The following is a 25,997-nucleotide window of genomic DNA, read 5'->3' as shown; positions in this document are numbered from 1 at the left end:
CCCGGCCGCCGGCCTGCCGCCCGGCCACCCCGGGCCGTTGGGCGGGGCGGGGCCCCCCCCCGGGGGGGGGGGGCCCCACGCCCGTTTGCGTGGCGTGGTGGCGCGGTGACACCGCCTCGCCGTGCCGCCTCCGTGCCGCTGTTCGATCCGCTATTCGATCCGCGGGGTGACGCGGCCGGGCCCGGCCAGCGGATCGTCGCGCAGCTTGTCCTGGAGCGCCCTGCTCTCGTCGGTCAACCGCTGGGGGCCGCTGTGCGGGGGAACGCCGGAGACGTTGGCGCCGGGTGACCGCGGGGGCTCGTACCGGGTGGGGGCGGTCGAGGCGGTGTAGGCCGTCGCGACGGCGATCACCGCGGTCAGGGCGAGGGCGGCCCGGGTCCACAGCCGGGCGCGGTGTTCCGCCGCGGCCCGTACGACGGAGGCGGAGCGCGCTTCGAGGCGCACGGCCGGTGTCAGCGCGGTGAGCCGGTCGCGCAGCAGCGCGGACTGCTTTTCGGGCGGTACGCCGGCCAGCTCGGGGATGCGGCCCGCGAGCGCGGCGTGCGCGCGGACGAGCCGGGTGCCCGCGATGGGGGTGGTGGCCTCCGTCTCGGCCGCGGTGTCCGGCAGGTCGAGGCCGACGCCGTCGTAGAGCACGACGGTGCGGCGGTGGGCGGGCGGCAGCGTGAGGACCGCGTCCAGCAGGATCCGGTCGGCGGGCTCGACGGGGGGCTTGTCGAGCTCCCGGTGGGCGCGGCGGAGCCGGTGCCAGGGGGAGAGGGCGTACTCGTACGCGGCCGCGCGCACCCAGCCCACCGGGTCCGGGTCGACGGCGACCTCGGGCCACCGGGCCCAGGCCTGCTGGAAGGCCCGGTCCACCGCTTCCTGGGCGAGGCCGCGGCGGCCGGTGAGCAGGTACGTCTGGCGCGTGAGGGCCTGGGCGGCGTGGGCGTAGAGGGCGTCGAAGGCCTGCGCCGGCGTGGGCCGGGCCCCGGCGGGGGCGGCCGGGGCGTCCGGTTCGGTCCCGGCGGCGGTTTCCGCGCCGGTGTCCCTCGGCGCGGTTTCGGCCGCGGCGGGCGCGTCTGCGGCCCCCTCGGGCGCGGATGCGGTCTCCGCGGCCTCGGGGGCGTCGAAGGCCTCGGGGGCGTCGAAGGTCCCGGCGGCACCCGTCGCTCCGGGGGTCCCGGTGGCTCCGGTGCTCTGGGGGAGCCCCGGGGCGACGGTGGCGCCGCTGGCCAGGGCCTTGGCGTACGCCGGCTTGGGCTCGTGGCGCGGCTGCCCGGCCGGCGGCTTCGAGGCGCGCTTGGCCGCGGGTTTCGGGCGGGTCCCGGCGCCGGATGCCTGTCTTTGGTTCGGGTTCGGGTTCGGATGGTGGTTCGGGCCGCCGGCCGCGAAGGTCCGCGGGCCGCCGGCCGCCCGCAGGCCGGTGCCGGCGGGCGGCGCGGGGGCCGGGTCGGCCGGGGCCGCGGAGGGCGGTTCCCCGGGCTCCGGGCCGGCCTCGGCGCCGGGCCCGGCCTCGGCGACCGAGTCCGCGGCGGTCCGCGTCCCGGCCAGGTCGGTCTCCGCGGGGCCGGTCTCCACGGGGCCGGCGGCCCCTTCCGCCCCGGGCCCGGAACCGTGCTCCGACTTCGATTCCGACTCCGACTCCGACTCCTCCGAGGGGTTCGCGAGGGAGTCCAGGAACTTCGCGTACGCCTCGCGCTTGCGGCCCCGGGGCTCCGTACGGCCCGTCTCCCAGGAGCGCACGGTGGTCGGGGTGACGCCCATCGCCGCCGCGACCTCGTCGTGCGTCAGGGCGGCCGATTCGCGCAGTCTGCGGCGTTCCTTCGGGGACGGGAGGCTCAGTTCCGAGCTCGTCTCGACGCTTTGTGTCATGCCACACTCCCCGTGACCCGACAGACCTGGGCGATAAAGTACATAAACGTATATTGAGCGACACCACGGGCATTCGCCTGTTACCCGCCCATAGCGCGTGTCGTTGGCACCATGGCGGGGTGACCCAAGTGACCGAACGCGGGACCCCGTTGCCTGCGGCCCCCCGGAGCGCCGGGAGGCGCCGTTCTCCGGCGGCCGCGGCGTGCGTGGTGGGCGGCGCCGTGGCGGCCGGCCTCGGGCTCGGCTTCCTCGCCGTGCTCGTCATCGTGCTGTGGATCAGCTCCCCCTACCCCGACAGCGGCCCCGGCGGGGCCCTGCACCTCGCCGCCGGGCTCTGGCTCCTCGCCCACGGGACGGAGCTGGTGCGCTACGAAACCCTGTCCGGGGTGCCCGCCCCCGTCGGGGTGACGCCCCTGCTGCTCGTCGCCCTGCCCGTGCTGCTCATGCGGCGCGCCGCCCGGCTGGGGCACGCGGGCGAGGACGAGGACGCCGAGGACGTGCTGCCCGCCAGCGCCGTGTTCTCCGCCGTGCTCTGCGGCTACCTGACCGTCGGCGCCCTCGCCACCGTGTACGCCGCCGGGGGGCCGATGCCCGCCGACCCGCTCAGTGCCGCCTGGCACGTCCCGCTCGTCGCGGTGCTCGCCGCGGGCGGCGGGGTCTGGGCGGCCCGGGGCCGTTCCCTCGGTCCGCTGCCGTCCTGGTGGCCCGGGGGCGTGCGGCGGGCCTTCGTGCGCCCCCGTTACACGCTGGCGCTGCGGGCCGGAGCGGGCGGGGCCCTGGTCCTGCTGGGCGGCGGCGCCCTGCTCGTCGGCGCCTCGCTCGCGTGGCACGGGGCGGAGGTCCAGGGGTCCTTCCTGGCGCTGACCGGCGTGTGGTCGGGCCGCTTCGCGGTGCTGCTCCTCGCGCTCGCCCTGATCCCGAACGCCATGGTGTGGGGCGCGGCCTACGGCCTCGGTCCCGGCTTCGCCCTGGGGACCGGCGCGGCCGCGACCCCGCTCGGCTTCGCCGGCTCGCCCGCGCTGCCCCGCTTCCCGCTGCTGGCGGCGCTGCCGCCCGAGGGACCGGGGACCCCGCTGACCTGGGCGGCCGCCGGGGTGCCGGTGGTGGCCGGGCTGGCGGTGGGCTGGTTCGCGGTGCGCCGGGCGCGCGAGGTCTCGTACGGGGAGACCGCCCTCACGGCGGCCCTGGGCGCGCTCGTGTGCGGGCTGGCCATGGCCGGGCTCGCGGCGGCCTCGTCGGGGCCGCTGGGCTCCCGGGACCTGGCCGACTTCGGGCCGGTGTGGTGGGCGACGGGCGCGGCGGCCTTCGCCTGGACGCTCGCGCTCGCCGTGCCGGTGGCGGTGTCGGTGCACGCCTGGCGGACCCGCCCCGCGAAGGGCGCGGGGGCCGCGGACCCGGCGGAGGACGACCGCTGGCACGACAGCGGCGTACGGGAGGTGCGCTGGGCGGCGCTGCGCCGTGCGGCGGGCACCCTGATCCCGGACTTCTCGTCCGCGCAGTCCCCGGCCCCGGCCCCGTCCGAGGCCCCGTCCCGGCCGCAGGCCCCCGCCCGGGCACCGGCCCCGGCCCTGTCCGAGGCCCCGTCCCGGCCGCAGGCCCCCGCCCGGGCACCGGCCCCGGCGGCGGCCCCGGCTCCGGCCCGGGCACCGCGGCCCGAGGACTTCCAGGTGCACCCGGTCCCGTCGGCCCCCGCGGCCCCTCCCGCGGCGCCGGTGGCGGCCCCGCCCGAGGCGCAGGCCGCGCCGAGGCGGCCGCGCCCGGTGACGGTCGCGCAGGGGTTCAGCCTGGACCTGACGCCGATCCCGATCCCGGCGGCAGCGGCCCCCGCCGCCCCCGCCGCCCCCGCCGCCCCGGCCGCCCCGGCGGCCCCGCCCGCGGCTCCGCCCGGCCCGCCGCTGGTGCCGCCCGCGTCGGGCGTCCGGGTCATGAACCGGCGGAAGCCCGACGCCGACGCCTGACGCCCGCGCCGACACCGGCGCAGGCGCCCCGACCCACGGCCCCCGACACACGACCCACGACGCCCGACGCACGAAGGCGGGGGCCGGCTCCAGAGCCGGCCCCCGCCTTCACGCGTCCCCGTGGCGGACTACTGGCGGACCTTGAGCACGTCGCCCACGTAGTTGTCCGGCAGCAGGTCGTTGCACTCCAGCTCGCCCGCCGCCGTCAGGGCGTCGTCCCGGCACACGTAGAAGTCCTTGTACGCCAGCTGCAGCCCGTACGAGCTCAGCGCCAGCAGGATCGCCAGCGAGGCCGCGACCAGGCCGCTCACCGCCGCCGTCCGCTGCGGCCGGGCCGCGGCGCCCAGCGAGGCCAGGCCGCCCCGTGCCGCGGTGGACTCCGCCGCGCCGGTGCCGCCGAAACGGGCCCCGGGGCCGCCGGTGACGTCCGCCACCGACGCCGTCGACGAGGCGGGCGCCGCGGGCCTGCCCCGCAGCGCGCTGATCCCCCAGTAGAGGGCGAGCGCGCCCAGCAGGAGGCCCACCGACGGAATCCCGAAGATCCCGAAGAAGAAGCCCCACATGCCGGCGAGCAGGGCGTACCGGGCGTGGCGCTGGATCGGGTCCGTCGGGTCCCAGCGGCCGGGGCCGCCCTTGCCGGAGCCGTCCTTGGGGCTGTTGCCCGGGCCGTTCCCGCCGTCGCCGTCCCCTCCGTTGCCGTCGCCGCCGCTGCGCGGTTGCCACGGCTGATCGGGCCGGCCTTCCGGGGGAGCCGCGAAGGGGTTGTCGTCGGTGGGGGAGTCGGGCTGGCGGCGGTCCGGCATCGGGTGTGTTTCTTCCCCTGTGTCAGGGACGTCGAGCGAGACGTCGTGGCGAGGTGAGGCCTGATTGCGGCGTGTACGCCTGACGCTACCTCTCGGCCGTGCCCCCGTCCCTCGGGGGCTGTCCGGTGTGCCGGTATCGTTGCAGGCGGTCGGAGGCTTCGTAGGGTCCCCCGTATACCGGTACCCCGAAGTTTCGTATGACCACACAAAGACGAACACCGCGTTCCCCCGAGAAAGGGCCTCCCATGGCCGCCTCCCGCCTGGTCGTGCTGGTATCCGGTTCCGGCACCAACCTCCAGGCCCTGCTCGACGCCATCGACGCCCACCCCGGCGGACCCGAGGGCTTCGGCGCCGAAGTCGTCGCCGTGGGAGCCGACCGCGCGAACATCGCCGGTCTGGAGCGGGCGGAGAAGGCCGGGATCCCCACGTTCGTGTGCCCGGTCAAGGCGTACGGGACCCGCGAGGAGTGGGACGCCGCCCTGACCGCGGCCACCGACGCCCACGCGCCGGACCTGGTGGTCTCCGCGGGGTTCATGAAGATCGTGGGCAAGGCGTTCATCGACCGCTTCGGCGGCCGGTTCGTCAACACCCACCCCGCCCTCCTCCCCTCCTTCCCGGGCGCGCACGGCGTACGGGACGCGCTCGCCTACGGCGCGAAGGTCACCGGCTGCACCGTCCACTTCGTGGACTCCGGCGTGGACACCGGTCCGATCATCGCCCAGGGTGTCGTCGAGATCGGGGACGAGGACGACGAAGCCGCTCTCCATGAGCGCATCAAGGAAGTCGAACGGGCACTGCTCGTCGATGTCGTGGGGCGCCTGGCCCGGCACGGCTACCGCATTGAGGGACGAAAGGTAACAATCCAGTGACCGCCGTAGAGAGCAACGACCCGACCACGACCCAGCGGCCGATCCGGCGTGCGCTCATCAGCGTCTACGACAAGACGGGACTGGAAGACCTGGCCCGCGGCCTGCACGAGGCGGGCGTCGCGCTCGTCTCCACCGGCTCCACCGCCTCGAAGATCGCCGCCGCCGGGGTGCCCGTCACCAAGGTCGAGGAGCTCACCGGCTTCCCCGAGTGCCTGGACGGGCGGGTCAAGACCCTGCACCCGCGCGTGCACGCCGGGATCCTCGCGGACCTGCGCCTGGAGGACCACCGCAACCAGCTCGCCGAGCTGGGCGTCGAGCCCTTCGACCTGGTGGTCGTCAACCTCTACCCCTTCCTCGCGACCGTCCAGTCCGGCGCCACTCCGGACGAGTGCGTGGAGCAGATCGACATCGGCGGCCCGTCGATGGTCCGCGCCGCCGCCAAGAACCACCCGTCCGTAGCGGTCGTCACCAGTCCCGCGCGGTACGCCGACGTCCTCGACGCGGCCAAGAACGGCGGCTTCGACCTGACCGCGCGCAAGCGGCTCGCGGCCGAGGCCTTCCAGCACACCGCCGCGTACGACGTCGCCGTCGCCTCGTGGTTCACGAACGCGTACGCCCCGGAGGCCGGGGACGAGGCCCTGCCCGAGTTCCTGGCCGGCGCCTGGGACCGCAAGTCGACCCTCCGTTACGGCGAGAACCCGCACCAGGCCGCCGCGCTCTACACGGACGGTCAGCCGGGCGGACTCGCCAACGCCGAGCAGCTGCACGGCAAGGAGATGTCCTTCAACAACTACGTGGACACCGAGGCCGCGCGCCGCGCCGCCTACGACCACGACGAGCCCTGCGTCGCGATCATCAAGCACGCCAACCCGTGCGGCATCGCCGTCGACACGGACGTGGCCGCGGCCCACCGCAAGGCGCACGCCTGCGACCCGCTGTCGGCCTTCGGCGGCGTCATCGCCGTCAACCGCCCGGTGACCGTCGAGCTCGCCGAGCAGGTCGCCGAGATCTTCACCGAGGTCATCGCCGCCCCCTCCTACGAGGACGGCGCGGTCGAGGTCCTGGCCAGGAAGAAGAACATCCGCGTCCTCAAGGTGGACGGCACCCCGCACCAGCCGGGCGACCTCAAGCCCATCTCCGGCGGGGCGCTGCTCCAGCAGAGCGACCTGTTCCAGGCACCGGGCGACGACCCGGCGAACTGGACCCTCGCCACCGGCGACGCCCTGTCCGCCACGGAGCTCGCCGGGCTCGCCTTCGCGTGGAAGGCCTGCCGGGCCGTCAAGTCCAACGCCATCCTGCTGGCCAAGGACGGCGCCTCGGTCGGCGTCGGCATGGGCCAGGTCAACCGCGTCGACTCGGCGAAGCTCGCCGTCGAGCGGGCGGGCGCCGAGCGCGCGCAGGGCTCGTACGCCGCGTCCGACGCGTTCTTCCCGTTCCCGGACGGCCTGGAGATCCTGACGGCCGCCGGCATCAAGGCCGTCGTCCAGCCGGGCGGTTCGGTCCGTGACGAGCAGGTGATCGAGGCGGCGAAGAAGGCCGGCGTGACCATGTACTTCACCGGTACCCGGCACTTCTTCCACTGACCGGCCGAGGTCCCCGCGCAACGGCGAAGGCCGCGCCCCGCACTGCGGGACGCGGCCTTCGCCGTTCACCGGCCCGCGGGGGCCGGGTACTGCAGGGGCGCCTAGTACTGCGGGCGGCTGAAGTACTGGCTGGCGTCGCTCTTCGCGAGGAACACGATGATGAGGATGCCGAGCACCAGGCTGATGAGCGCGAACACGTTCGCGGTCAGCAGGCTGAAGAGGCTGAACAGGGTGATGACCGAGCCGTAGATGATGCCCGAGATGCGGACACCGCTGCGGCCCTTGGGCAGCTTGACGGCGGTGAGGATGCCCCACACCGCGAAGATCAGGATGAGCACGCCGGCGAAGATCATGACGCCGGCGCCCAGGGCGGCGGCGTTGTCGGTGTCGGTGCTGCTCAGCGAGCCGGAGGTGTCGGCTTCCGAGATCATGTCGGCGATCCACGCGGACGCGACCATGGTGATCAGCGCGCCGACGGCCTGCAGGCCGCCGAGGATGAAGAGCATGATCCGCGCACCCTTGACGCCGCCGGGCATCTCGACCGGGCCGCCCGGGAAGCCGCCGGGGCCGGCCGGGTAGCCGGCGGGGGCGCCCTGCGGGTAGCCGTAACCGCCCTGCGGCGGGACGCCCTGGGGGGCCTGCTGCGGGTAGCCGTAACCGGGCTGGCCCTGCGGCGGCTGCTGAGGCTGCTGTCCGTACGGGTTGTTCGGGTCGCCGAAGCTCATCTTGGGTGGTTCCTCCGTGGAAGTGCGGGGACGCACGGCACTATCGGAGGAAACACTGCGATGTGCGGTCTACCCCCCCCGGTACTGCCCGCGGCACTCTTTATCACTGCATCGTCGTCGGCCGGGCGACGACTTGTCCAGCCGGTTCCCGTCTGCTCCGTGACTTGTTGTGCAAGTGCAATGAACCGCCTGCTCCGGTGAACGCCTTGAGTGGAACCGGGGCCACTCCATCCGGGAGTATGGGTTCATGACTGCCCAGATTCTCGATGGCAAGGCCACCGCCGCCGCGATCAAGTCCGAACTGTCCGTCCGCGTGGCGGCCCTGAAGGCCCGGGGCGTCACGCCCGGCCTCGGCACCCTGCTGGTCGGCGACGACCCGGGCAGCCGCTGGTACGTGAACGGCAAGCACAAGGACTGCGCGGAGGTCGGCATCGCCTCCCTCCAGCGCGAACTGCCCGCGACGGCCTCCCAGGAGGACATCGAGGAGGTGGTGCGGGAACTCAACGCGAACCCGGAGTGCACGGGCTACATCGTCCAACTCCCCCTCCCCAAGGGCATCGACACCAACCGGGTGCTGGAGCTGATGGATCCGGCCAAGGACGCCGACGGACTGCACCCCATGTCCCTCGGCAGGCTGGTCCTGAACGAGCCGGGCCCGCTGCCCTGCACCCCGTACGGGATCGTCGAACTGCTGCGCCACCACGGAGTGGCCATCAACGGGGCGCACGTCGTGGTCCTCGGCCGCGGCATCACCGTGGGCCGTTCCATCGGCCTGCTGCTGACCCGCAAGTCCGAGAACGCGACCGTGACGCTCTGCCACACCGGTACGCGCGACCTCTCGGGGCTGCTGCGCCAGGCGGACATCGTCGTCGCGGCGGCCGGGGTGCCGCACCTGGTCAAGCCGGAGGACGTGAAGCCGGGCGCGGCCGTGCTCGACGTCGGCGTCAGCCGCGACGAGGCCGGGAAGATCGTCGGCGACGTCCACCCCGGTGTGGCCGAGGTGGCCGGCTGGATCTCCCCGAACCCGGGCGGCGTCGGCCCGATGACCCGCGCCCAGCTGCTGGTCAACGTGGTCGAGGCGGCGGAACGGACCACCGGTGAAGGCTGACCCCGGCGCCGAGGCCGCGGCCGCGCCGGAGCCGGGGCGAACGCCGGAGCCCGCCCCGGCGCCGGAACCGCAGCCCGCCGCGGCGAAGGGGGCCTCCCCGGCCCCCTCCCCGGCCCCCGATCCGGAACCGGCCGCCGCCCCGGAACCGGCCGCCGCCGACGCGGCTACGGAGCCCGGTCCGGCCCCCGAGCGGGCCCAGGCCAGGTCCCGCCGCTTCCCGTCCGTCACCCGGGACACCGCGCGCCCCGAGGGCAGCGGTCGCGCCGTCCCCGGCGCGGTGTCCGCGCCCGCCCGGCAGTGGCCGATGCTCAGCGTGCTCGCCGCGACCGCGATCGGCCTGCTGGTCACCGCGGTGGGGTACCCGAAGCCCGGCTGCCTGGTGATGGGCGTCGCCCTGATCGCCGCCTCCACCATGCGTCAGCTGCTGCCGTCGGTGGGCATGCTCGCGGTGCGCTCCCGCTTCACGGACGTGGCCACGTACGGGCTGCTGGGCGTGGCGATCACCATGCTGGCGCTGGTCATCGAGCCCAAGCCGTGGCTGGAGATCCCCTTCCTGGAGACGGCGGTCCGCTTCACGGTCCGCTGACGGCCCCGAGCGCCGCCAGCGTCGCCGCGACGGCCGGCTGGGTCTCGGTGCCCGACCGGACCAGAGCCTGCAGGGTCCGCCCCGGGCCCGGCAGCTCCCGTACGGCGACGCCCGGCGGCGGGGCGTCGCACAGCAGCCGCGGCAGGATCGACACGGCGTGCCCGGTGGCCACCAGCCACAGCCCGGCCCGCAGATCCGCGCACTCGTGCGTGACGCGCGCCGTGAAACCGGCCGCCCGGCACGCGTGCAGCAGCATCTCGCGGCAGCTGCTCGGCGCCGGCGCCGAGACCCAGGCGCCGTCCCGCAGCGCGGCGAGCCCGCCCCGGTCGTACGCGGGCACCAGCGCCTCCGGCAGCGCCAGGCACAGCGGATCGTCGAACAGCGGCGCCGCCGCGGTCCCCGGCGCGGGCGGCGCCCCGAGCAGCGGGTAGGCGTACGTCACCGCCAGGTCCAGCCGGCGGCGGCGCAGCAGCGGCACGGCCTCCTCCGGGTCGGCCTGGACGATCCGCGGCCGCAGCCGGGGGTGGCGCACGGCCAGCTCGGCGACGAGCGGGGCGGCGACCGTGGCCAGGGCGCTCGGCGCGCACCCGACGGTCAGCTCGCCGCTCAGGTCGGCGTCCAGCGCCCGTACGGCCCCCTCGGCCCGCTCCAGTGCGGCCAGCACCGGTTCGCAGGCGGCGGCGAGCGCCGCGCCCGCCGGGGTCAGCCGCAGCCCGCGGCCCTCCCGCTCGACGAGGGCGGCTCCCGCCTCGGCCTCCAGGGCGCGCAGCTGCTGGGAGACGGCGGAGGAGGTCACGCCGTGCAGGTCGGCGACGGCGGTGACCCGCCCGTGCTCGGCCAGGTCGCGCAGGAGGACCATCCGTTTCACGTCAAGCATGAGTTCATCTTAAGGATTGCTGAAGCAGAGGTAGCTGGACTACATGGTTCGGCGGCGCGATGCTCGGAACCATGAACGAGAAGAAGAAGGTCGTCCTGGTCGGTGCCCGCGGAACCCTCGGCCGTGCGGTCCACGCGGCCCTGCGCGAACGCGGCCACGAGGTCCTCACCGCCTCCCGGGAGGGCGCCGACGTCCGCCTCGACATCACCGACCCGGAGTCGGTCCGGGCGATGTACGAGACGGTCGGCGAGGTCGACGCGGTGGCCAGCGCCGCCGGCAGCGTCCCGTGGCGGCCGCTGGCCGAACTGACCACCGCCGACGTGCGGGCGGGGCTCGAAGGCAAGGCCGTCAGCCAGATCGAGCTGGTCCGCCAGGGCGCCCTGCACCTGCCCGCGCACGCCTCGTACACCCTGATCACCGGCATCCTGGCGCGCGAGCCGCTGCTCACCGGCGCGGTCGCCTCCCTCGTCAACGGCGCGGTCGAGGCCTTCGTGCGCGCCGCGGCGATCGAACTCCCCGGCCGGCAGCGGGTCAACGCGGTCAGCCCCACCGTCTTCGAGGAGTCCCTCGACGCGTACGGGGACACCTTCGCGGGCTTCGAACCCGTACCGGTGGCCCGGGCCGCCCGCGCCTACGTGAAGTCGATCGAAGGCCACCAGACGGGGCAGGTCTTCACCGTCTGAAGGCCCGGATTCGCCGTGCGTGTGCCACGGACCACAGGGACCGGGGGATTGGCCCCCTCCCGGGTCGGATAGCCTGACGGCGGATGTCTCTTCACGTCAAGATTCACAGGGCCGGGGAGCGGCGTCCTCCCAGCACATGGGGCAGGGACGCCCCACCGCCAGCTGTCTAACGGAGAAGGCCATGACCCGCACTCCCGTGAATGTCACCGTCACCGGCGCCGCAGGCCAGATCGGCTACGCGCTGCTCTTCCGCATCGCGTCCGGCCACCTGCTCGGCGCGGACGTGCCGGTCAAGCTCCGTCTTCTGGAGATCCCCCAGGGCATGAAGGCCGCCGAGGGCACCGCCATGGAGCTCGACGACTGCGCCTTCCCGCTGCTCAAGGGCATCGACATCTTCGACGACCCGAACCAGGGCTTCGAGGGTGCGAACGTCGCGCTGCTCGTGGGCGCCCGCCCGCGCACCAAGGGCATGGAGCGCGGCGACCTGCTCTCCGCCAACGGCGGGATCTTCAAGCCGCAGGGCAAGGCCATCAACGACCACGCCGCGGACGACATCAAGGTCCTCGTCGTCGGCAACCCGGCCAACACCAACGCGCTCATCGCGCAGGCCGCGGCCCCGGACGTACCGGCCGAGCGCTTCACCGCGATGACCCGCCTGGACCACAACCGGGCCATCTCGCAGCTCGCCAAGAAGACCGGCGCCGACGTCACCGACATCAAGCGCCTGACCATCTGGGGCAACCACTCGGCCACCCAGTACCCGGACATCTTCCACGCGGAGATCGCCGGCAAGAACGCCGCCGAGGTCGTCAGCGACGAGCTGTGGCTCGCCGAGACCTTCATCCCGACCGTCGCCAAGCGCGGCGCCGCGATCATCGAGGCCCGTGGCGCGTCCTCCGCCGCCTCCGCCGCGAACGCCGCCATCGACCACGTGCACACGTGGGTCAACGGCACCGCCGCCGGCGACTGGACCTCGATGGGCATCCCGTCGGACGGCTCCTACGGCGTCCCGGAGGGCATCATCTCGTCCTTCCCCGTCACCACCAAGGACGGCACGTACGAGATCGTCCAGGGCCTGGACATCAACGAGTTCTCCCGTGCGCGCATCGACGCGTCCGTGGCGGAGCTGGTCGAGGAGCGCGACGCGGTCCGCGAGCTCGGCCTGATCTGACCGCCCGCACCACCCGCAGCACCTGCTCGACCCGAAAGGCCCCGGCGCCCCGCGCGCCGGGGCCTTTTGGCTCGTTCCCTCCTGTCGGGCGGCCACGACCTCCCCTACCGTTGCCCTCCGTCACACCGGAGGGGGATTCGGTGACCACCAGCACCACCACGGGCACGGGCGCGACCTCGGACGACAGGTCGCCCGTCCACCCGTCGTACAGCGAGGCGGGCCGCCTGCTGTGCGCCGGCACCTACCTCGATTCGGACTACCGGGACCGGGTGATCGAGGAGCTGTACGTCCACGAGGAGCGCATCGTCGCGCCCTCCTACGGGTTCGACGCCGCCCGGGTCCTCGCCCACGCCCTGCGCGCCCGCCGGGCGGAGCTGGGCTGGGCCGCCGGAGTCGTCTTCGCCTGGTTCGCGGGCGTGCTGCTCACCGGCGGCGCGCTGCTGGTGCTGCTGGTGCCGTTCCTGCTGCTCGGCATCGCCGGCTGGCTCTCCTCCCGGGGCCGGGGGGTCGTCGGGGTGCTGAGCCGGGTCGCCGGTGCGCTGGTCCGGATCTGGGCCTGGCTGCTGCTGCTCGTGCTCGCCGTCGCCACCCTCGGCAGCGGCGTGCAGCTCCTGGTGTTCCTGCGGCCGCTGTTCCTGCTGCTGGACGCGCTGGGCCTGGCCCGGCTCGTGTACGTCGGCGCCGGCGGCGGCCTCCTGCAGAGCTGGACCGGCCTGGGGGTGCTGGCCGCGTTCGCCGCCGTGGCCACCGTCGTCGGCCTCCAGCGCGGCCACGTCGCCCGGGTGATCCTCCAGGACCTGGACCGGAGCGCGTACGCCCGCCCCGAATCCGACCCCGCCGAACAGGCCGTCGGCGCGCGCTTCGCCCGCGCCCAGGAGCGCATCCGCCGCGAGCAGCACTCCCGGCTGGTCATGTACGGGTTCGACGACCCCTTCTGCGGTGCGGGACTGCCGTACCGGCCCTGGCACCTGGCCGTGGAACTGCGCCCGCGCAGCGACCGCGGCGCCGCCGAGCCGCCGGAACTCGTCGACAACGCCCGGATCCTGGACCGGATCCGGCCGCGGCTGGAGGGCCTGCGGCTGCCGACGCCCCACGGATCGCCGCAGGCGCAGGCCGCCGTACGGGACCGGCTGCGCGAACTCGTCGTCGACGAGTGCGTGTTCCTGCCCGCCGCGGGCCTCCCGGGCCGGCTGCCGGAGCTGTTCCTCCCGGAGGCCTACGAGCAGCACCGCGCGGACGCCGTCGAGGAGGGCGGCGAGCAGCGGCGGCACTTCCTGCGCATCCGGGTCGGCGGCTGGGACGAGAACCTCGTCGTGACCGTGTTCGTACGCGTCCACACCCAGGGCCGGATGCTGATGCTGGAGGTGGCGCCGCACGTGCTGCTGCCCGTCGGCGAGGCGTTCCAGGCGGCCGACGACTTCGCCCGCCGGCACCGGAACAACAACCCGTTCGCGAAGGCGGTCTCGGCCGTGGGGCGCACGCCCCGCTCGCTCGGCGCCTCGCTGGCCACGCTCTTCGGGGGCACCGGAAGTGTGTGGCGGGTGGCCACGGCGGGCCACCGGGGGGCGCTGCCGGCCGGGCCGGGGCTGTCCGTCCGGGAGCTCGCGGCGCAGCCCGAGGGGTCGCTCTTCCACCTCATGGACCTCGACCGGTACCTGAAGACCATCCAGGAGCGGGTGGCCGGCGGGGTCAAGGAGACCCTGCACGAAGCCGGCTGGCACACCGACGAGTTCGACCAGCGCCTGGTCCACGTCGCCGAGGGCGGGGTGTTCATCCAGTCGGTGAACCACAGCGCCTTCAGCGTCGGCGGCAGCGGCCACAGCAACCGCACCAGCCATCACACGAACGGGAGCAACGGCAGTGGCAGATGAGGGAACCGGGGCGGCCGGGGCGGACACCGGCGCCGGCGCGGACACCGGCGCCGGGCAGGTCCGCATCGGGACCGTGCAGGGCAGCAGCTTCAGCATCGGCGGCAGCAACAACACCAACACCACCACCGTCCACTCCGGCGGCACGGGGGCGGACGGCCCCGGCGCGGCGGAACTGCTGGAGGCCGTACGGGAGCTGCGCGCCGCCCTCGTCCGGCTGCCCCGGGGCGCCGACCGCACGGCGCTCGACGCCGAGCTGGACGAGGCCGCCGGGGAGCTGGAGGAGACGGGGGAGATCCGGCCCGGCCTGCCCGCCCGGCTGCGCGGCACCCTGGAGCGCTGGGCCCCGCTGGTGGAGTCCGTGAACGCGGCCGCGGCGCTCGGCGGGCTGCTCGCCTCGCTGGGGGGCTGACGGTGGCCTCGGGCGGCGCGCGCTGGAACCCGGACGCGCAGCGCTGGGAGACGGCTCAGGAGGCGGGGCAGCAGCCCCCGCTGCCCCGTACGCCCCCACCGCTCCCGCCGGCGCCACCGCGATGGCCGCCGGAGGGGACCGGCGACGACGCCGCGGACGGCGCCGACCCCGGATACGCGCCCGGGCCCGGGTACGCGCCCGGGCCCGGCCAGGGTCCCGGCCCGCAGCGGCCCTGGCGGATGCCGCTGCTGGTGGCCCTCTGCTCGGCGGTGCTGAGCGGGGCCGCCGTGGCGGGCTGGCTCGCCCTCGCCGACGACGACCCGAAGGCCCCGGCCGCACCCCCGTCGGCGTCCGGGCCCTCCGGTACGCGCTCCGGCCCGCCGACCGCCCCGCCGAGCGGGGAGGCGAGCCCGAGCCCGAGTCCGTCCCCGACGCCCGGCACCCCGAGCCCGTCGTACTCGGTGGCCCGCAACGACGACGGCTTCTCGGTCGCCGTGCCCGAGGGCTGGCGGCCGAGCACCGGCGAGACCGGGAGCGGTTCCTTCTACCGGCCGCCCGGCGACCGCAGCGCGCTGCTCCAGGTCTTCCGGATCACCGAACCCGCGGGCGTCGGCTCCTGCGACCTGCTGCGGACCTCCTCGCGGGGCCTGGACGACGGGAACCCGGGCTACCGGGAGGTGTCCGTCGGCGAGCTGTCCGCCGGCTCCTGCGAGCTGGTCTACGAGTACGACAGCGCCGAGGCGGGCGGCCGCCGCCGGGGCATCGAGCGGATCGTCGTCGCCCCCGACGGCCGGCGCTGGGCGCTGCTGGCGGCTGGACCGGCGGCCGAGCCCGAGGTGGTGCGCGCCCACCTGACGGCTGCCGTGGAGTCGTTCCGGACCGGCTGATCAGCCCTTGGTGTTGTACATGCCCGGCGTGTAGTGGCCCGGCACCATGCGGGTGGCGACGGCGAAGCGGTTCCAGACGTTGATCGTCGCGATCACCGTGACGAGCTGGGCGAGCTCGCGCTCCTCGAACTGCTTCGCGGCCCGCTCCCACACCTCGTCCGGCACGAAGCCGTCCGTCAGCACCGTCACGGCCTCGGCCAGCTCGATCGCGGCCAGCTCCCGCTCCGTGTAGAAGTGCCGCGACTCCTCCCAGGCGCTGAGCTGGACGATCCGCTCCACGCTCTCGCCCGCGGCGAGGGCGTCCTTGGTGTGCATGTCGAGGCAGAAGGCGCAGTGGTTGAGCTGCGAGGCGCGGATCTTGACCAGCTCGACCAGGACCGGGTCCAGGTCCTTCTTCGAGGCGATCTCCAGGGCCAGGACGGCCTTGTAGGCCTCGGGCGCGAGCTTCGCGAGCTGGAGGCGCGGGGTGTGCTCGGGGGCGCGGTCGTGGGAGTGCGGGTGTTCCGCCGTGGTTGCCATGCGCTCCAGCCTAGGAGCCGGTTAGCCCACCGCTATGGTCCATGTCCATGACGGAATCGTGGGCCACTTTCGGCGCGGACCTCCATCTGGACCTCGTCTCCGGGCGCGGGCTGCGGGCCGGCCTCACCGAGGCGCTGCGCGAGGCCGCGCGCAGCGGGCGGCTCCCCGCCGGGACCCGGCTGCCGTCCTCGCGCGCCTTCGCCGCCGACCTCGGGATCGCGCGGAACACGGTGGCCCAGGCGTACGCCGAACTCGTCGCCGAGGGCTGGCTGACGGCCCGGCAGGGCTCCGGGACCCGGGTGGCCGAACGGGCCCGGCCCCGGCGGCCCGCCGCGGTGCCCCGGGTGCGGCACCCCGCGCGCCGGGGGCTCGCGTACAGCCTGATGCCCGGCTCCCCGGACGTGGGCGGCTTCCCCCGTACGGCCTGGCTGGCGGCGGCCCGGCGGGCGCTGACCGACGCGCCGGCCGAGGCCTTCGGGTACGGCGACGGGCGCGGCCGGACCGAGCTGCGGGAGGCGCTGGCCGGGTACCTGGCCCGGGCGCGCGGGGTGTACGCGGACCCGGAGCGGATCGTGCTGTGCGGGGGCTTCGCCCACGCGCTGGCGCTGCTCGCGCGCGTGCTGCGGGCGCGGCGCGTCCGGGAGGTGGCGGTGGAGGGGTACGGGCTGGACATCCACCGGGACCTGCTGGAACGGGCGGGCCTGCGGACCCGGCCGCTGGGGGTGGACGCGGACGGGGCCCGTACGGGCGAACTGACCGCCGGTCCCGGCGCGGTCCTGCTGACCCCGGCGCACCAGTTCCCCACCGGGGCGGCCCTGACCCCGGCCCGCCGGTCGGCCGCGGTCGACTGGGCCCGGTCCACGGCCGGGCTGGTCCTGGAGGACGACTACGACGGGGAGTTCCGCTACGACCGTCAGCCGGTGGGGGCGCTCCAGGGGCTGGACCCCGACCGGGTGGTGTACCTGGGCACGGCCAGCAAGTCCCTCGCCCCGGGGCTGCGGATGGGCTGGATGGTGCTCCCGCCGGGTCTGCTGGACGAGGTGATGGCGGTGCGGACCGCGGGCGACGCGACCTCCGGCGCGCTGGACCAGCTGACGCTGGCGCAGTTCATCACCTCCGGGGCGTACGACCGGCACGTGCGCGGGATGCGGCTGCGGTACCGCCGCCGGCGCGACGGGCTCGTCGCGGCCGTGGCCGGCCGGGTGGGGGTTTCCGGGATCGCGGCGGGACTGCACGCGGTGCTGGACCTCCCGGAGGGGACGGAGCGCGCGGTGGTCCGGTCCGCGGCCTGGCAGGACCTGGCCGTCCAGGGCGTCGCCGCCTTCCGGCACCCGCGGGCGGAGCTGCCGGCGCGCGACGCGCTGGTCGTGAGCTACGGGAGCCCGGCCGCCAGCGCGTGGTCGCCGACGCTGGCGGCGCTCACGGCCGCGCTGCCGTAGCCGGGGTCCGCGGGGCCGCCGCCGCCCGTGTGGCCACCTCGGCCCAGACGGTCTTGCCGACCAGCCGGCCCGAGACGCCCCAGGCGACGCAGAGCGCCTCGACGATCCGCAGCCCGTGGCCGTGCTCGGCGGGCTCGACCGGCCCCGGCCGGACCCGGGGCTGCCGTCCCGCCCGCGCGTCGGAGACCTCCACCCGCAGCACGCCGTCCAGTTCCCGCAGCCCGAGCTCGAAGTCCCGCCCGGGCACGCCGCCGTGCGCCACGGCGTTGGCCGCCAGCTCGGCGACGACCTGCGCGACCCGCTCGCTGTCGCCCCCGGCCATCGGGTAGCCCCACCGGGCCAGTTCCAGCAGCGCCAGCTCCCGCGCCAGCCGTGCGCCCCGCCGGGTACTGCTGAACCGCTGCCGCCATTCGTTGCCTGCGTTGGGCATGGCGCCGCTCCTCTGTGTAGTCGTTTCGCTACCGGGTGGATTCAGCGTGACCTAGGGTTGGGATGTCTTCAACTTGCGTTGGTTGATTGGGGAGTTAGGTGATGTGGCGTGAACAGGAAGCAGTTGGACCCCGAGAAGTCGCTGAGCGCGGCCTTCGGGCAACGAGTGCGCACCCTGAGGGATGAGCGGGGCTGGACGCAGGAGGAGCTTGCAGAGCGGATCGGGTGCTCTGGCACCCACATCTCCGCTGTCGAAACCGGACGACGCCCTCCAACTCGCCGCTTTGCCGCAAGTGCCGACAGGGTGTTCGGGACCGGTGATCGGCTGGAACGGCAGAGCCAAGCCGTCAGGTACACGGCGTTGCTGGAAGGCTTTCCGGAGTACGTCGCGCAAGAGGCGCGCGCGGCAGAGATCCGGCTCTACGAAGTCGGCGTCGTGCCCGGATTGCTCCAGACGCTCGAATACGCGACGGCACTCAACCTGCGTGCCGTCGAGCGGGCTGCGATCACACCCGAGCAGGCGGAGGAGCGGATCTCGCTTGCCAAGGAGCGGCAGGCAGCGATCCTGCGCACGCCTCCGCCGCTCGTGTTCGTCGTGCTGGACGAAAGCTGCCTCAGGCGGCCCGTGGGAGGGCCGGAAACGATGGATGCCCAGCTGGCGCGGCTGGTCGACTTCGCCGGACTGCCGAACACCGTGCTCCAGGTGGCTCCGTTCAGCATGGGCGACCGACGTCCGCTCAGTTTGCCGCTCTACGTCCTGACCATGCAGAGCCGGTCGCTGGTGTCCTATGCCGAGTCGGCTCAGAGGGGGCAGTTGGAGCGGGACAGTACTTCCGTAGTGCCTCTGTTGACCGCCTACCATCAGCTACAGGCCGAAGCACTCTCCCAGGCGGCATCCGTGGCCATGATCGAACAGCTTCGAAAGGGTTCCCCGTGACGACCGAATCCCCCCGCTGGTTCAAGTCCTCTTACAGCGAGAACGGTGGCGCGTGCGTCGAGGTCGCCACCAACCTGGTCGCCTCGTGCGGGGTCGTCCCCGTCAGGGACTCCAAGAACCCCGGCGGGCCCGTCCTGGAGGTCGGGGCCGGGGCGTTCGCCGTGTTCGTGGACGGGGTCAGGGGGCGGTAGCGCCCGGTTCCGGGGCCGGTTCGCCGAAGCGGGCGAGCGCGAGGGCGCCCGTGACCGCCACCGTGAAGCCCAGGACGGCGAGCCAGGCCAGGCCGTCGCGGGTGCGGTCGCCCAGCCACACCACCCCCACCAGCGCGGGACCGATCGTCTCGCCGAGCACCAGGCCGGCCGTCGCCGCCGTGACGGAGCCGCGCTGGAGGGCCGAGGTGAGTAGCAGGAAGCCCGCGGCGCCGCCCAGCAGCAGCGCGTACAGCGCCGGGTTGGCGAGCTCGCTCCACGAGAAGCCGTCGATCAGGCGGACGGCGACCTCCACCACCCCGAAGCCCGTGCCCGCCGCCAGGCCGAGGGTCAGCGCGCGGGGGCCGTCCGGGAGCCGCCCGGCGGCCGCGCCGACGAGCAGCACCAGTACCGCCACGCCGAGCAGCCCGTACCGCAGCGCGTCGGAGCCGGTTCCCGAGCCCTCCTCCCCGGAGGCCAGCCCGAGCATCAGCAGCCCCGCGCACACCACCCCCACCGCGACCCACTCGGTCCGGGACAGCCGTACCCCCATCAGCCGCGCCGCGACCACGGCCGTCACGGCGAGGCTGGCGGCCAGCGCGGCTCCCACCGCGTAGATCGGGACGTGGCGCAGGGCGATGATCTGGAGCACGAAGCCGACTCCGTCCAGTCCCAGACCGGCCACGTAGCGCCACTGCCGGACGGCCCGCAGGAACAGCGCCGGGTCCACGCCGGAGCCGGTCCCCGGCTCCGCCGCCCGCGCGGCTACCGCCTGGAGGACCGAGGCCGTACCGAAGCACAGCGCGGCCCCGAGCGCACAAATCATCCCAATCAGCACGAAGTGACTCTAGGTCACAGATCTCACGGCGGCCGGATTCCATCGCCCGGGGGGCCCGCTCTAGTCTGTCGGGAGCACGCCACCCAGGGGGAGCAGACATGGACAGCAGCAGCAGTACCAACCAGCGCCGCATGCGCTCCGGCGTCGTCGCCCTCGGCGGCATGGGCCTCCTCGCGGCCACGCTCGTGGCCTGCGGCAGCAGCGACGAGCCCGACAAGCGGTGCGCGTCCCGCTCCACGCTGGAGAAGCTGAACAACAAGGAGTGCAAGAGCGGCGGCCACGGCGCGTACTACTACGGCGGCACCGTCGTCGCCGGCAAGGTCTCCGGCGGCAGCTTCGACAAGTCGGCGGTCACGCGGGGCGGCATCGGCGGCAGCAAGTCCGGCACCAGCGGCGGCTGAGGAGCCCAGAACGATGAAGCGGCACACCATCGAACCCCGCCCCGACTGGCAGAAGACCGTCGAGGAACAGGGTCTGATCTACCCCCTCACGCGCTACCCCGACGACTCGCTGCGCCCCTACTGGGACGAGAGCGCGTACTACTCCTTCACGCTCCCCGAGGTGGAGGCGCTGGAGAACGTCGTCGAGGAGCTGCACGCGATGTGCCTGGCCGCGGCCGCGCACATCGTGGAGAACGACCGCTTCGCCGACCTCGGCATCACGGACCCGAAGGTGGTCGCGCTGGTCACCGAGTCCTGGCGCCGCCGCGCCGACCAGCCGTCCCTCTACGGACGCTTCGACCTGCGCTACGACGGCGCCGGCGGCCCGGCCAAGATGCTGGAGTACAACGCCGACACCCCGACCTCCCTGGTCGAGGCGGCCAGCCCGCAGTGGTTCTGGATGGAGGAGCGCTTCCCCGGCGCCGACCAGTGGAACTCCCTGCACGAGCGGCTCGTCGAGGCCTGGCGCCGGCAGGCGGAGCTGCTGCCGCCCGGCCCGCTGCACTTCGCGCACTCCGAGACCGACGAGCTCGGCGAGGACCTGATGACGGTCGCCTACCTCCAGGAGACCGCCGAGCAGGCCGGCATCGACACCCAGGCGCTGTCCGTCGAGCAGATCGGCTGGGACAGCCTGTCCGGCCGGTTCGTGGACGAGAAGCTCCGCTTCATCCGCAGCTGCTTCAAGCTGTACCCGTGGGAGTGGCTGGCCGCCGACGAGTTCGGCCCGCAGGTCATCGGCACCTACGACCACGGCGGCGGCACCGGCAGCACCTGCTGGATCGAGCCGGCGTGGAAGATGCTGCTCTCCAACAAGGCGCTGCTCGCCGTCCTGTGGGAGCTGTTCCCGGAGCACCCGAACCTGCTGCCCGCCTACCTCGACGGCCCGCGCGAGCTGGCCGAGTCCGGCTCGGGCGGGTACGTCGCCAAGCCGCTGCTCGGCCGCGAGGGCGCCGGGGTCACCCTCCACGTGCCGGGCGGGGACGGGGAGCCCTTCGTGCCGGAGGAGGGCGAGCGGTACTGCTTCCAGGGCCTGGCCCCGCTGCCCGACTTCGACGGCAACCGGGTGGTGCTCGGCGCGTGGGTCGTCGAGGACGAGGCGGCGGGGCTCGGCATCCGCGAATCCGCGGGGCCGGTCACGGACGAGTACGCCCGCTTCCTGCCCCACGTGATCCTCTGACCGCGGCCGCCTAGGGGGCCAGCACGGACCGGAGCTGCTCCAGCCCCCAGTCCAGGTCCTCCTTGGAGATCACCAGCGGCGGGGCGATCCGGATCGTCGACCCGTGGGTGTCCTTCACCAGCACCCCCCGTTCCATCATCTTCTCGGAGATCTCCCGGCCGGTTCCGCGCGACGGGTCGATGTCCACGCCCGCCCACAGCCCGCGGCCCCGCACCGCGGTCACCGCACCGCCGCCGACCAGCACGTTCAGCTCCCGGTGCAGGTGGTCGCCGAGCTCGGTGGCCCGCTGCTGGTACTCGCCGGTGCGCAGCATCGCCACGACCTCCAGCGCCACCGCGCAGGCCAGCGGGTTGCCGCCGAACGTCGAGCCGTGCTCCCCGGGCCGGAACACCCCGAGCACGTCCCGGTCGGCGACGACGGCCGAGACCGGCACCACACCGCCGCCGAGCGCCTTGCCCAGGAGGTACACGTCCGGGACGACGCCCTCGTGCTCGCACGCGAAGGTTCTGCCGGTGCGGCCCAGGCCCGACTGGATCTCGTCCGCGATGAACAGGACGTTCCGCTCGCGCGTCAGCTCCCGTACGCCCTGCAGGTAGCCGGCCGGCGGCACCAGCACCCCCGCCTCGCCCTGGATCGGCTCCAGCAGCACGGCGACGGTGTTCTCCGTGACGGCCGCGGCGAGCGCGGTGAGGTCCCCGTACGGGACGATCTCGAAGCCCGGCGTGTAGGGACCGAAGTGGTCGCGGGCGTCGTGGTCGGTGGAGAACGAGACGATCGTCGTGGTCCGGCCGTGGAAGTTGCCGCCGCAGACCACGATCTTGGCGTGCCCGTCCGGCACGCCCTTGACCTCGTAGCCCCACTTGCGGGCGGTCTTCACCGCTGTCTCGACCGCCTCGGCGCCCGTGTTCATGGGCAGCACCATGTCCTTGCCGCACAGCGCGGCCAGTTCGGTACAGAAGTCGGCGAAGCGGTCGTGGTGGAAGGCTCGGGAGGTCAGCGTGACCCGCTCCAGCTGCGCGCGGGCCGCGTCGAGCAGACGGCCGTTGCCGTGGCCGAAGTTGAGCGCCGAATAGCCCGCGAGCATGTCGAGGTAGCGGCGCCCCTCCACGTCGGTCATCCACGCGCCTTCCGCGGAGGCGACGACGAGCGGCAGCGGGTGGTAGTTGTGCGCGCTGTGCGCCTCGGCGGAGCGGATGGCATCAGCAGTTGTCGACACGGGGTCTCCGATCGTCCGTCTTGCCGGGTGAGCATGTGACGAGGGTGGCGCCACAGTCTTATCGTCGCTCGTATTCCGGACGCGGAAACCTCCCGTGCGGCGCGCCCGCTAAGGTGTGCGGTACGCACGGCGACTGGCGCACGGAGAAGCGACTCCGGGGGAGTCGTGCGGGCAGATCCGCACACAGGGCCGCTCGCCTGGGCCTCGCGGGGTACCGATTCCCATCGACCCCGGAGGAGCCCGCATGACCGCGAGCCGCCATCCCGCCCTGTCCGCGACCGACCCCGAACTGGCGTCCTTCGTCGCCGCGGAGGAAGTCCTCCAGGCGCAGACCCTGCGCCTGATCCCCAGCGAGAACTACGTGTCCGCGGCCGTCCTCGAAGCCTCCGGGACGGTGCTGCAGAACAAGTACAGCGAGGGCTACCCGGGCCGCCGCTACTACGAGGGCCAGCAGAACATCGACCGCGTCGAGGCCCTCGCCGTCGAGCGGGCCAAGGGCCTGTTCGGGGTGGACCACGCCAACGTCCAGCCGTACTCCGGCTCCCCGGCCAACCTGGCCGTCTACCTCGCCTTCGCGAAGCCCGGCGACACCGTCATGGGCATGGCCCTGCCGATGGGCGGGCACCTCACCCACGGCTGGGGCGTCTCGGCGACCGGCTCGTGGTTCCGCGGCGTCCAGTACGGGGTGCGCCCCGACACCGGGCTGATCGACTACGACGCCGTACGGGAGCTGGCGCTCGCCGAGCGGCCGAAGCTGATCTTCTGCGGCGGCACCGCGCTGCCCCGCACGATCGACTTCGCCGCCTTCGCCTCGATCGCCGAGGAGGCCGGCTCGGTCCTGGTCGCGGACGTCGCCCACATCGCCGGCCTGATCGCGGGCGGCGCGCACCCGTCGCCGGCGGACCACGTCGACGTGATCTCCACGACCACGCACAAGACCCTGCGGGGCCCGCGCGGCGCGATGCTGATGTGCCGCGAGGAGCACGCCAAGGCCATCGACAAGGCCGTCTTCCCGGGCCTCCAGGGCGGCCCGCACAACCAGACGACGGCCGGCATCGCCGTCGCCCTCCACGAGGCCGCGCAGCCCTCCTTCACGGCGTACGCGCACGCGGTCGTCGCCAACGCGAAGGCACTGGCCGCGGCCCTGCTGGAGCGCGGCTTCGACCTGGTCTCGGGCGGCACCGACAACCACCTGATCCTGATGGACCTCACCTCGCGGGGCGTTCCCGGCAAGGTCGCCGCCAAGGCGCTGGACCGGGCGGGCATCGTCGTCAACCACAACACCGTCCCCTTCGACCCGCGCAAGCCGTTCGACCCCTCCGGCGTGCGGATCGGCACGCCGTCGCTGACCTCCCGCGGCCTGACCGCCGCGCACATGCCGGCGGTGGCGGACTGGATCTCCCGCGCCGTGGACGCCGCCGCCAAGGGCGACGAGCCGGCGCTCGGCGCCGTCCGCGCGGAGGTCGCCGACCTCATGGCCGCCTTCCCGGCCCCCGGCCTGCCGCAGTAACGGCCCGCCGCCGGTCCGGCCCCCGCGCGGCCGGACCGGCGCAAAGCGGTCGCTCGGCCGGGGCGGGATCCGGCCGCCGCACTACCGCCCGGTACCCGTGCGGGGCCGGGCGGGGGAGCGGCGCGACCCGGGAGGTTCCGGCCAGCGGAGGGCCGGAGCCCGCCCCCGCACCTGAGAGAATGGGGCCATGGCTTCTGATCGTCCTCGCGCGCTCTCCGGCATCCAGCCCACCTCCGGTTCGTTCCACCTCGGGAACTATCTCGGAGCCATCCGCCAGTACGTCGCCCTGCAGGAGACGCACGACGCCTTCTACATGGTCGTCGACCTGCACGCGATCACCATGCCGCAGGACCCGAAGGAACTCCGCGCGAACACCCGGCTCTCCGCCGCGCAGCTGCTCGCCGCCGGCCTGGACCCCGAGCGCTGCACGCTCTTCGTCCAGAGCCACGTGCCGGAGCACGCGCAGCTGGGCTGGGTCATGAACTGCATCACCGGCTTCGGCGAGGCGAGCCGGATGACCCAGTTCAAGGACAAGTCCGCGAAGCAGGGCACGAACAACGCCACCGTCGGCCTGTTCACGTACCCGATCCTCCAGGTCGCCGACATCCTGCTGTACCAGGCGAACGCCGTCCCGGTCGGCGAGGACCAGCGCCAGCACATCGAGCTGACCCGCGACCTGGCCGAGCGCTTCAACCAGCGCTTCGGCCAGACCTTCACCCTGCCCGCCGCGCACATCGTCAAGGAGGTCGCGAAGATCTACGACCTCCAGGACCCGTCGATCAAGATGTCCAAGTCGGCCTCCTCGCCCAAGGGCCTCATCAACCTCCTCGACGAGCCCAAGGCCACCGCGAAGAAGATCAAGAGCGCGGTGACGGACACCGAGGCCGAGGTCCGCTTCGACGCCCAGGAGAAGCCCGGCGTCAGCAACCTGCTCACGATCTACTCCACCCTCACCGGCGAGACGATCCCGTCCCTCGAAGAGAAGTACGAGGGCAAGGGCTACGGCGCGCTGAAGACCGACCTGGCCGACGTCATGGTCGATTTCGTCACACCGTTCAAGCAGCGCACCCAGGAGTACCTGGACGACCCGGAAACCCTGGACTCCCTGCTGGCCAAGGGTGCGGAGAAGGCCCGCGCGGTCGCCGCCGAGACCCTCGCCCAGACGTACGACCGCCTCGGTTTCCTGCCCGCCAAGCACTGACCGGACCGAGGGCCCTGGCGATATCGGGGGTGCTGCCGCCACACTGGGCGGCAGCAGTCCGACCAGACACACGGAGGAGAGACACGTGGGGACCGTAACGCTCGGCGTTTCGATCGCGGTCCCGGAGCCGTACGGCAGCCAGCTCCAGCAGCTGCGCGCCGGCTTCGGGGACGCTGCCGCGCACGGCATCCCCACGCACGTCACCCTCGTCCCGCCGACCGAGGTCGACGCGGACCGGCTGCCGCAGATCCGGGCCCACCTGGCCGAGGTCGCGGCCGCGTTCCGCGCCTTCGCGATGCGGCTGTCGGGGACGGGCACCTTCCGCCCCCTCTCGCCGGTGGTCTTCGTCCGGATCGCCGAGGGCGCCCCGGGGTGCACCCGCCTCCAGGGCGAGGTGCGCGACCCGTCGGGGCCGCTCAGCCGCGAGCTGGCGTTCCCTTACCACCCGCACGTGACGGTCGCCCACGGGATCTCCGAAGAGGCGATGGACGTGGCGTTCGAGGCGCTCGCCGACTACGCGGCCGAGTGGCTCTGCGAAGGCTTCGCCCTCTACGAGCAGGGCTCGGACGGGGTCTGGCGCAAGCTGCGCGAGTACCCCTTCGGGACGGGTCCGACCGGCGTCCCGGCGCAGTGCGGCTCGCCGACCGACGCGGCCGCCGGGCCGACCGTACGGCCCTCCTGACGGAGCGGCCGCAGGGCCCGGTGCGTGCGGAACCTGA

The 25,997-nt window shown here is 74.1% G+C and carries 26 protein-coding genes and 1 riboswitch; of the genes, 18 read left to right on the top strand and 8 right to left on the bottom strand.

The features are described from left to right. Positions 1–150: 150 nt before the first annotated feature. Positions 151–1,854, bottom strand: a complete 1,704-nt coding sequence (locus ACZ6S8_RS10975) for a helix-turn-helix domain-containing protein (protein WP_469454492.1) — start codon at positions 1,852–1,854, stop codon at positions 151–153. 119 nt (positions 1,855–1,973) lie between these two features. Here ACZ6S8_RS10975 and ACZ6S8_RS10970 point away from each other — a divergent pair, with 119 nt between their 5' ends. Further along, complete coding sequence (locus ACZ6S8_RS10970; RefSeq protein ID WP_469454490.1) at positions 1,974–3,812, top strand: cell division protein PerM; 1,839 nt, start codon at positions 1,974–1,976, stop codon at positions 3,810–3,812. A gap of 128 nt (positions 3,813–3,940) precedes the next feature. Here ACZ6S8_RS10970 and ACZ6S8_RS10965 read toward each other — a convergent pair whose 3' ends face one another. Beyond that, complete coding sequence (locus ACZ6S8_RS10965) at positions 3,941–4,615, bottom strand: hypothetical protein (protein ID WP_469454489.1); 675 nt, start codon at positions 4,613–4,615, stop codon at positions 3,941–3,943. A 245-nt stretch (positions 4,616–4,860) separates the two neighbouring features. Here ACZ6S8_RS10965 and purN point away from each other — a divergent pair, with 245 nt between their 5' ends. Both purN and purH read left to right on the top strand, forming a co-directional pair. Then, the gene (gene purN / locus ACZ6S8_RS10960) at positions 4,861–5,484 is read left to right on the top strand and encodes a phosphoribosylglycinamide formyltransferase (RefSeq protein ID WP_469454487.1); all 624 of its coding nucleotides are present in this window, start codon (positions 4,861–4,863) and stop codon (positions 5,482–5,484) included. Further along, on the top strand, positions 5,481–7,067 hold the full coding sequence (gene purH, locus ACZ6S8_RS10955; protein WP_469454485.1) for a bifunctional phosphoribosylaminoimidazolecarboxamide formyltransferase/IMP cyclohydrolase: 1,587 nt from the start codon (positions 5,481–5,483) through the stop codon (positions 7,065–7,067). The genes purN and purH overlap by 4 nt, the downstream gene beginning before the upstream one ends. Before the next feature lie 101 nt (positions 7,068–7,168). On the opposite strand, the gene ACZ6S8_RS10950 is transcribed toward purH, so the two are convergent. Continuing rightward, positions 7,169–7,792, bottom strand: coding sequence for a hypothetical protein (locus ACZ6S8_RS10950; protein ID WP_469454482.1), 624 nt, complete (start codon positions 7,790–7,792; stop codon positions 7,169–7,171). Between the two features lie 247 nt (positions 7,793–8,039). Between ACZ6S8_RS10950 and ACZ6S8_RS10945 the strand changes: the two genes are divergently transcribed. Together ACZ6S8_RS10945 and ACZ6S8_RS10940 are read left to right on the top strand one after the other, a co-directional pair. After that, positions 8,040–8,900 (top strand): bifunctional methylenetetrahydrofolate dehydrogenase/methenyltetrahydrofolate cyclohydrolase, encoded by an 861-nt coding sequence (locus tag ACZ6S8_RS10945; protein ID WP_469454481.1) that lies wholly within the window; start codon positions 8,040–8,042, stop codon positions 8,898–8,900. Then, complete coding sequence (locus tag ACZ6S8_RS10940) at positions 8,890–9,486, top strand: DUF3017 domain-containing protein (RefSeq protein ID WP_469454479.1); 597 nt, start codon at positions 8,890–8,892, stop codon at positions 9,484–9,486. The genes ACZ6S8_RS10945 and ACZ6S8_RS10940 overlap by 11 nt, the downstream gene beginning before the upstream one ends. Here the strand turns inward: ACZ6S8_RS10940 and ACZ6S8_RS10935 are convergent. Next, complete coding sequence (locus tag ACZ6S8_RS10935; protein WP_469454477.1) at positions 9,473–10,363, bottom strand: LysR family transcriptional regulator; 891 nt, start codon at positions 10,361–10,363, stop codon at positions 9,473–9,475. The two genes, ACZ6S8_RS10940 and ACZ6S8_RS10935, sit on opposite strands and share 14 nt — an antisense overlap. A 71-nt stretch (positions 10,364–10,434) precedes the next feature. On the opposite strand from ACZ6S8_RS10935, the gene ACZ6S8_RS10930 reads away from it, so the two are divergent. The 5 genes from ACZ6S8_RS10930 to ACZ6S8_RS10910 all read left to right on the top strand — a co-directional run bounded on the left by ACZ6S8_RS10930 (position 10,435) and on the right by ACZ6S8_RS10910 (position 15,384). Next, positions 10,435–11,046, top strand: coding sequence for a short chain dehydrogenase (locus ACZ6S8_RS10930; RefSeq protein ID WP_469454475.1), 612 nt, complete (start codon positions 10,435–10,437; stop codon positions 11,044–11,046). Positions 11,047–11,227: 181 nt separating this feature from the next. Next, positions 11,228–12,217: a malate dehydrogenase gene (locus tag ACZ6S8_RS10925; protein WP_469454473.1), complete on the top strand. Its 990-nt coding sequence runs from the start codon at positions 11,228–11,230 to the stop codon at positions 12,215–12,217. Between the two features lie 140 nt (positions 12,218–12,357). Next, positions 12,358–14,088 carry a hypothetical protein gene (locus ACZ6S8_RS10920; RefSeq protein ID WP_469454471.1) on the top strand — a complete coding sequence of 577 codons (1,731 nt, stop codon included), beginning with the start codon at positions 12,358–12,360 and terminating at the stop codon, positions 14,086–14,088. Next, complete coding sequence (locus tag ACZ6S8_RS10915) at positions 14,078–14,497, top strand: hypothetical protein (protein ID WP_469454469.1); 420 nt, start codon at positions 14,078–14,080, stop codon at positions 14,495–14,497. The genes ACZ6S8_RS10920 and ACZ6S8_RS10915 overlap by 11 nt, the downstream gene beginning before the upstream one ends. 2 nt (positions 14,498–14,499) lie before the next feature. Next, a complete protein-coding gene (locus ACZ6S8_RS10910; RefSeq protein ID WP_469454467.1) occupies positions 14,500–15,384 on the top strand; it encodes a hypothetical protein in 885 nt (294 codons plus the stop codon). Here the strand turns inward: ACZ6S8_RS10910 and ACZ6S8_RS10905 are convergent, their stop codons facing one another. Beyond that, entirely contained in the window at positions 15,385–15,903 is a 519-nt protein-coding gene (locus ACZ6S8_RS10905) for a carboxymuconolactone decarboxylase family protein (RefSeq protein WP_469454465.1), read from the bottom strand. Positions 15,904–15,950: 47 nt separating this feature from the next. Here ACZ6S8_RS10905 and pdxR point away from each other — a divergent pair, with 47 nt between their 5' ends. Then, positions 15,951–17,342 carry a MocR-like pyridoxine biosynthesis transcription factor PdxR gene (gene pdxR, locus ACZ6S8_RS10900; RefSeq protein WP_469454464.1) on the top strand — a complete coding sequence of 464 codons (1,392 nt, stop codon included), beginning with the start codon at positions 15,951–15,953 and terminating at the stop codon, positions 17,340–17,342. On the opposite strand, the gene ACZ6S8_RS10895 is transcribed toward pdxR, so the two are convergent. Next, positions 17,323–17,772, bottom strand: a complete 450-nt coding sequence (locus ACZ6S8_RS10895; protein ID WP_469454462.1) for an ATP-binding protein — start codon at positions 17,770–17,772, stop codon at positions 17,323–17,325. The two genes, pdxR and ACZ6S8_RS10895, sit on opposite strands and share 20 nt — an antisense overlap. A gap of 108 nt (positions 17,773–17,880) precedes the next feature. Here ACZ6S8_RS10895 and ACZ6S8_RS10890 point away from each other — a divergent pair, with 108 nt between their 5' ends. Then, positions 17,881–18,708: a helix-turn-helix domain-containing protein gene (locus tag ACZ6S8_RS10890; protein WP_469454460.1), complete on the top strand. Its 828-nt coding sequence runs from the start codon at positions 17,881–17,883 to the stop codon at positions 18,706–18,708. Further along, positions 18,705–18,899 carry a DUF397 domain-containing protein gene (locus tag ACZ6S8_RS10885; protein ID WP_469454459.1) on the top strand — a complete coding sequence of 65 codons (195 nt, stop codon included), beginning with the start codon at positions 18,705–18,707 and terminating at the stop codon, positions 18,897–18,899. The genes ACZ6S8_RS10890 and ACZ6S8_RS10885 overlap by 4 nt, the downstream gene beginning before the upstream one ends. Here the strand turns inward: ACZ6S8_RS10885 and ACZ6S8_RS10880 are convergent. Continuing rightward, the gene (locus ACZ6S8_RS10880) at positions 18,886–19,722 is read right to left on the bottom strand and encodes a DMT family protein (RefSeq protein WP_469454908.1); all 837 of its coding nucleotides are present in this window, start codon (positions 19,720–19,722) and stop codon (positions 18,886–18,888) included. The two genes, ACZ6S8_RS10885 and ACZ6S8_RS10880, sit on opposite strands and share 14 nt — an antisense overlap. A 110-nt stretch (positions 19,723–19,832) precedes the next feature. Here ACZ6S8_RS10880 and ACZ6S8_RS10875 point away from each other — a divergent pair, with 110 nt between their 5' ends. Both ACZ6S8_RS10875 and ACZ6S8_RS10870 read left to right on the top strand, forming a co-directional pair. Then, positions 19,833–20,135, top strand: coding sequence for a hypothetical protein (locus ACZ6S8_RS10875; RefSeq protein WP_469454457.1), 303 nt, complete (start codon positions 19,833–19,835; stop codon positions 20,133–20,135). Between the two features lie 13 nt (positions 20,136–20,148). Further along, on the top strand, positions 20,149–21,351 hold the full coding sequence (locus ACZ6S8_RS10870; protein WP_469454455.1) for a glutathionylspermidine synthase family protein: 1,203 nt from the start codon (positions 20,149–20,151) through the stop codon (positions 21,349–21,351). 10 nt (positions 21,352–21,361) lie between these two features. Here the strand turns inward: ACZ6S8_RS10870 and rocD are convergent, their stop codons facing one another. Continuing rightward, complete coding sequence (rocD, locus tag ACZ6S8_RS10865) at positions 21,362–22,567, bottom strand: ornithine--oxo-acid transaminase (RefSeq protein WP_469454454.1); 1,206 nt, start codon at positions 22,565–22,567, stop codon at positions 21,362–21,364. Between the two features lie 119 nt (positions 22,568–22,686). Further along, a riboswitch (ZMP/ZTP riboswitch) is annotated at positions 22,687–22,777 on the top strand. Positions 22,778–22,811: 34 nt separating this feature from the next. Here rocD and ACZ6S8_RS10860 point away from each other — a divergent pair. The 3 genes from ACZ6S8_RS10860 (at position 22,812) to ACZ6S8_RS10850 (ending at position 25,960) form a co-directional block, all read left to right on the top strand. Beyond that, positions 22,812–24,077, top strand: a complete 1,266-nt coding sequence (locus tag ACZ6S8_RS10860) for a serine hydroxymethyltransferase (RefSeq protein WP_469454452.1) — start codon at positions 22,812–22,814, stop codon at positions 24,075–24,077. Between the two features lie 187 nt (positions 24,078–24,264). After that, the gene (gene trpS, locus ACZ6S8_RS10855) at positions 24,265–25,278 is read left to right on the top strand and encodes a tryptophan--tRNA ligase (RefSeq protein ID WP_469454451.1); all 1,014 of its coding nucleotides are present in this window, start codon (positions 24,265–24,267) and stop codon (positions 25,276–25,278) included. 85 nt (positions 25,279–25,363) lie between these two features. Beyond that, positions 25,364–25,960: a 2'-5' RNA ligase family protein gene (locus ACZ6S8_RS10850; RefSeq protein WP_469454449.1), complete on the top strand. Its 597-nt coding sequence runs from the start codon at positions 25,364–25,366 to the stop codon at positions 25,958–25,960. Positions 25,961–25,997 lie beyond the last annotated feature (37 nt).

The organism is Streptomyces sp. NPDC048461 (genome assembly GCF_055587105.1).
This window is presented reverse-complemented; position numbering and strand designations above follow the sequence as displayed.

Coding starts and splice junctions, on each gene's coding strand:
- ACZ6S8_RS10975 (WP_469454492.1), bottom strand. CDS start 1,854: ATGACACAAAGCGTCGAGACGAGCTCGGAACTGAGCCTCCCGTCCCCG.
- ACZ6S8_RS10965 (WP_469454489.1), bottom strand. CDS start 4,615: ATGCCGGACCGCCGCCAGCCCGACTCCCCCACCGACGACAACCCCTTC.
- purN (WP_469454487.1), top strand. CDS start 4,861: ATGGCCGCCTCCCGCCTGGTCGTGCTGGTATCCGGTTCCGGCACCAAC.
- ACZ6S8_RS10950 (WP_469454482.1), bottom strand. CDS start 7,792: ATGAGCTTCGGCGACCCGAACAACCCGTACGGACAGCAGCCTCAGCAG.
- ACZ6S8_RS10945 (WP_469454481.1), top strand. CDS start 8,040: ATGACTGCCCAGATTCTCGATGGCAAGGCCACCGCCGCCGCGATCAAG.
- ACZ6S8_RS10935 (WP_469454477.1), bottom strand. CDS start 10,363: ATGCTTGACGTGAAACGGATGGTCCTCCTGCGCGACCTGGCCGAGCAC.
- ACZ6S8_RS10930 (WP_469454475.1), top strand. CDS start 10,435: ATGAACGAGAAGAAGAAGGTCGTCCTGGTCGGTGCCCGCGGAACCCTC.
- ACZ6S8_RS10925 (WP_469454473.1), top strand. CDS start 11,228: ATGACCCGCACTCCCGTGAATGTCACCGTCACCGGCGCCGCAGGCCAG.
- ACZ6S8_RS10905 (WP_469454465.1), bottom strand. CDS start 15,903: ATGGCAACCACGGCGGAACACCCGCACTCCCACGACCGCGCCCCCGAG.
- pdxR (WP_469454464.1), top strand. CDS start 15,951: ATGACGGAATCGTGGGCCACTTTCGGCGCGGACCTCCATCTGGACCTC.
- ACZ6S8_RS10895 (WP_469454462.1), bottom strand. CDS start 17,772: ATGCCCAACGCAGGCAACGAATGGCGGCAGCGGTTCAGCAGTACCCGG.
- ACZ6S8_RS10880 (WP_469454908.1), bottom strand. CDS start 19,722: ATGATTTGTGCGCTCGGGGCCGCGCTGTGCTTCGGTACGGCCTCGGTC.
- ACZ6S8_RS10875 (WP_469454457.1), top strand. CDS start 19,833: ATGGACAGCAGCAGCAGTACCAACCAGCGCCGCATGCGCTCCGGCGTC.
- ACZ6S8_RS10870 (WP_469454455.1), top strand. CDS start 20,149: ATGAAGCGGCACACCATCGAACCCCGCCCCGACTGGCAGAAGACCGTC.
- ACZ6S8_RS10860 (WP_469454452.1), top strand. CDS start 22,812: ATGACCGCGAGCCGCCATCCCGCCCTGTCCGCGACCGACCCCGAACTG.
- trpS (WP_469454451.1), top strand. CDS start 24,265: ATGGCTTCTGATCGTCCTCGCGCGCTCTCCGGCATCCAGCCCACCTCC.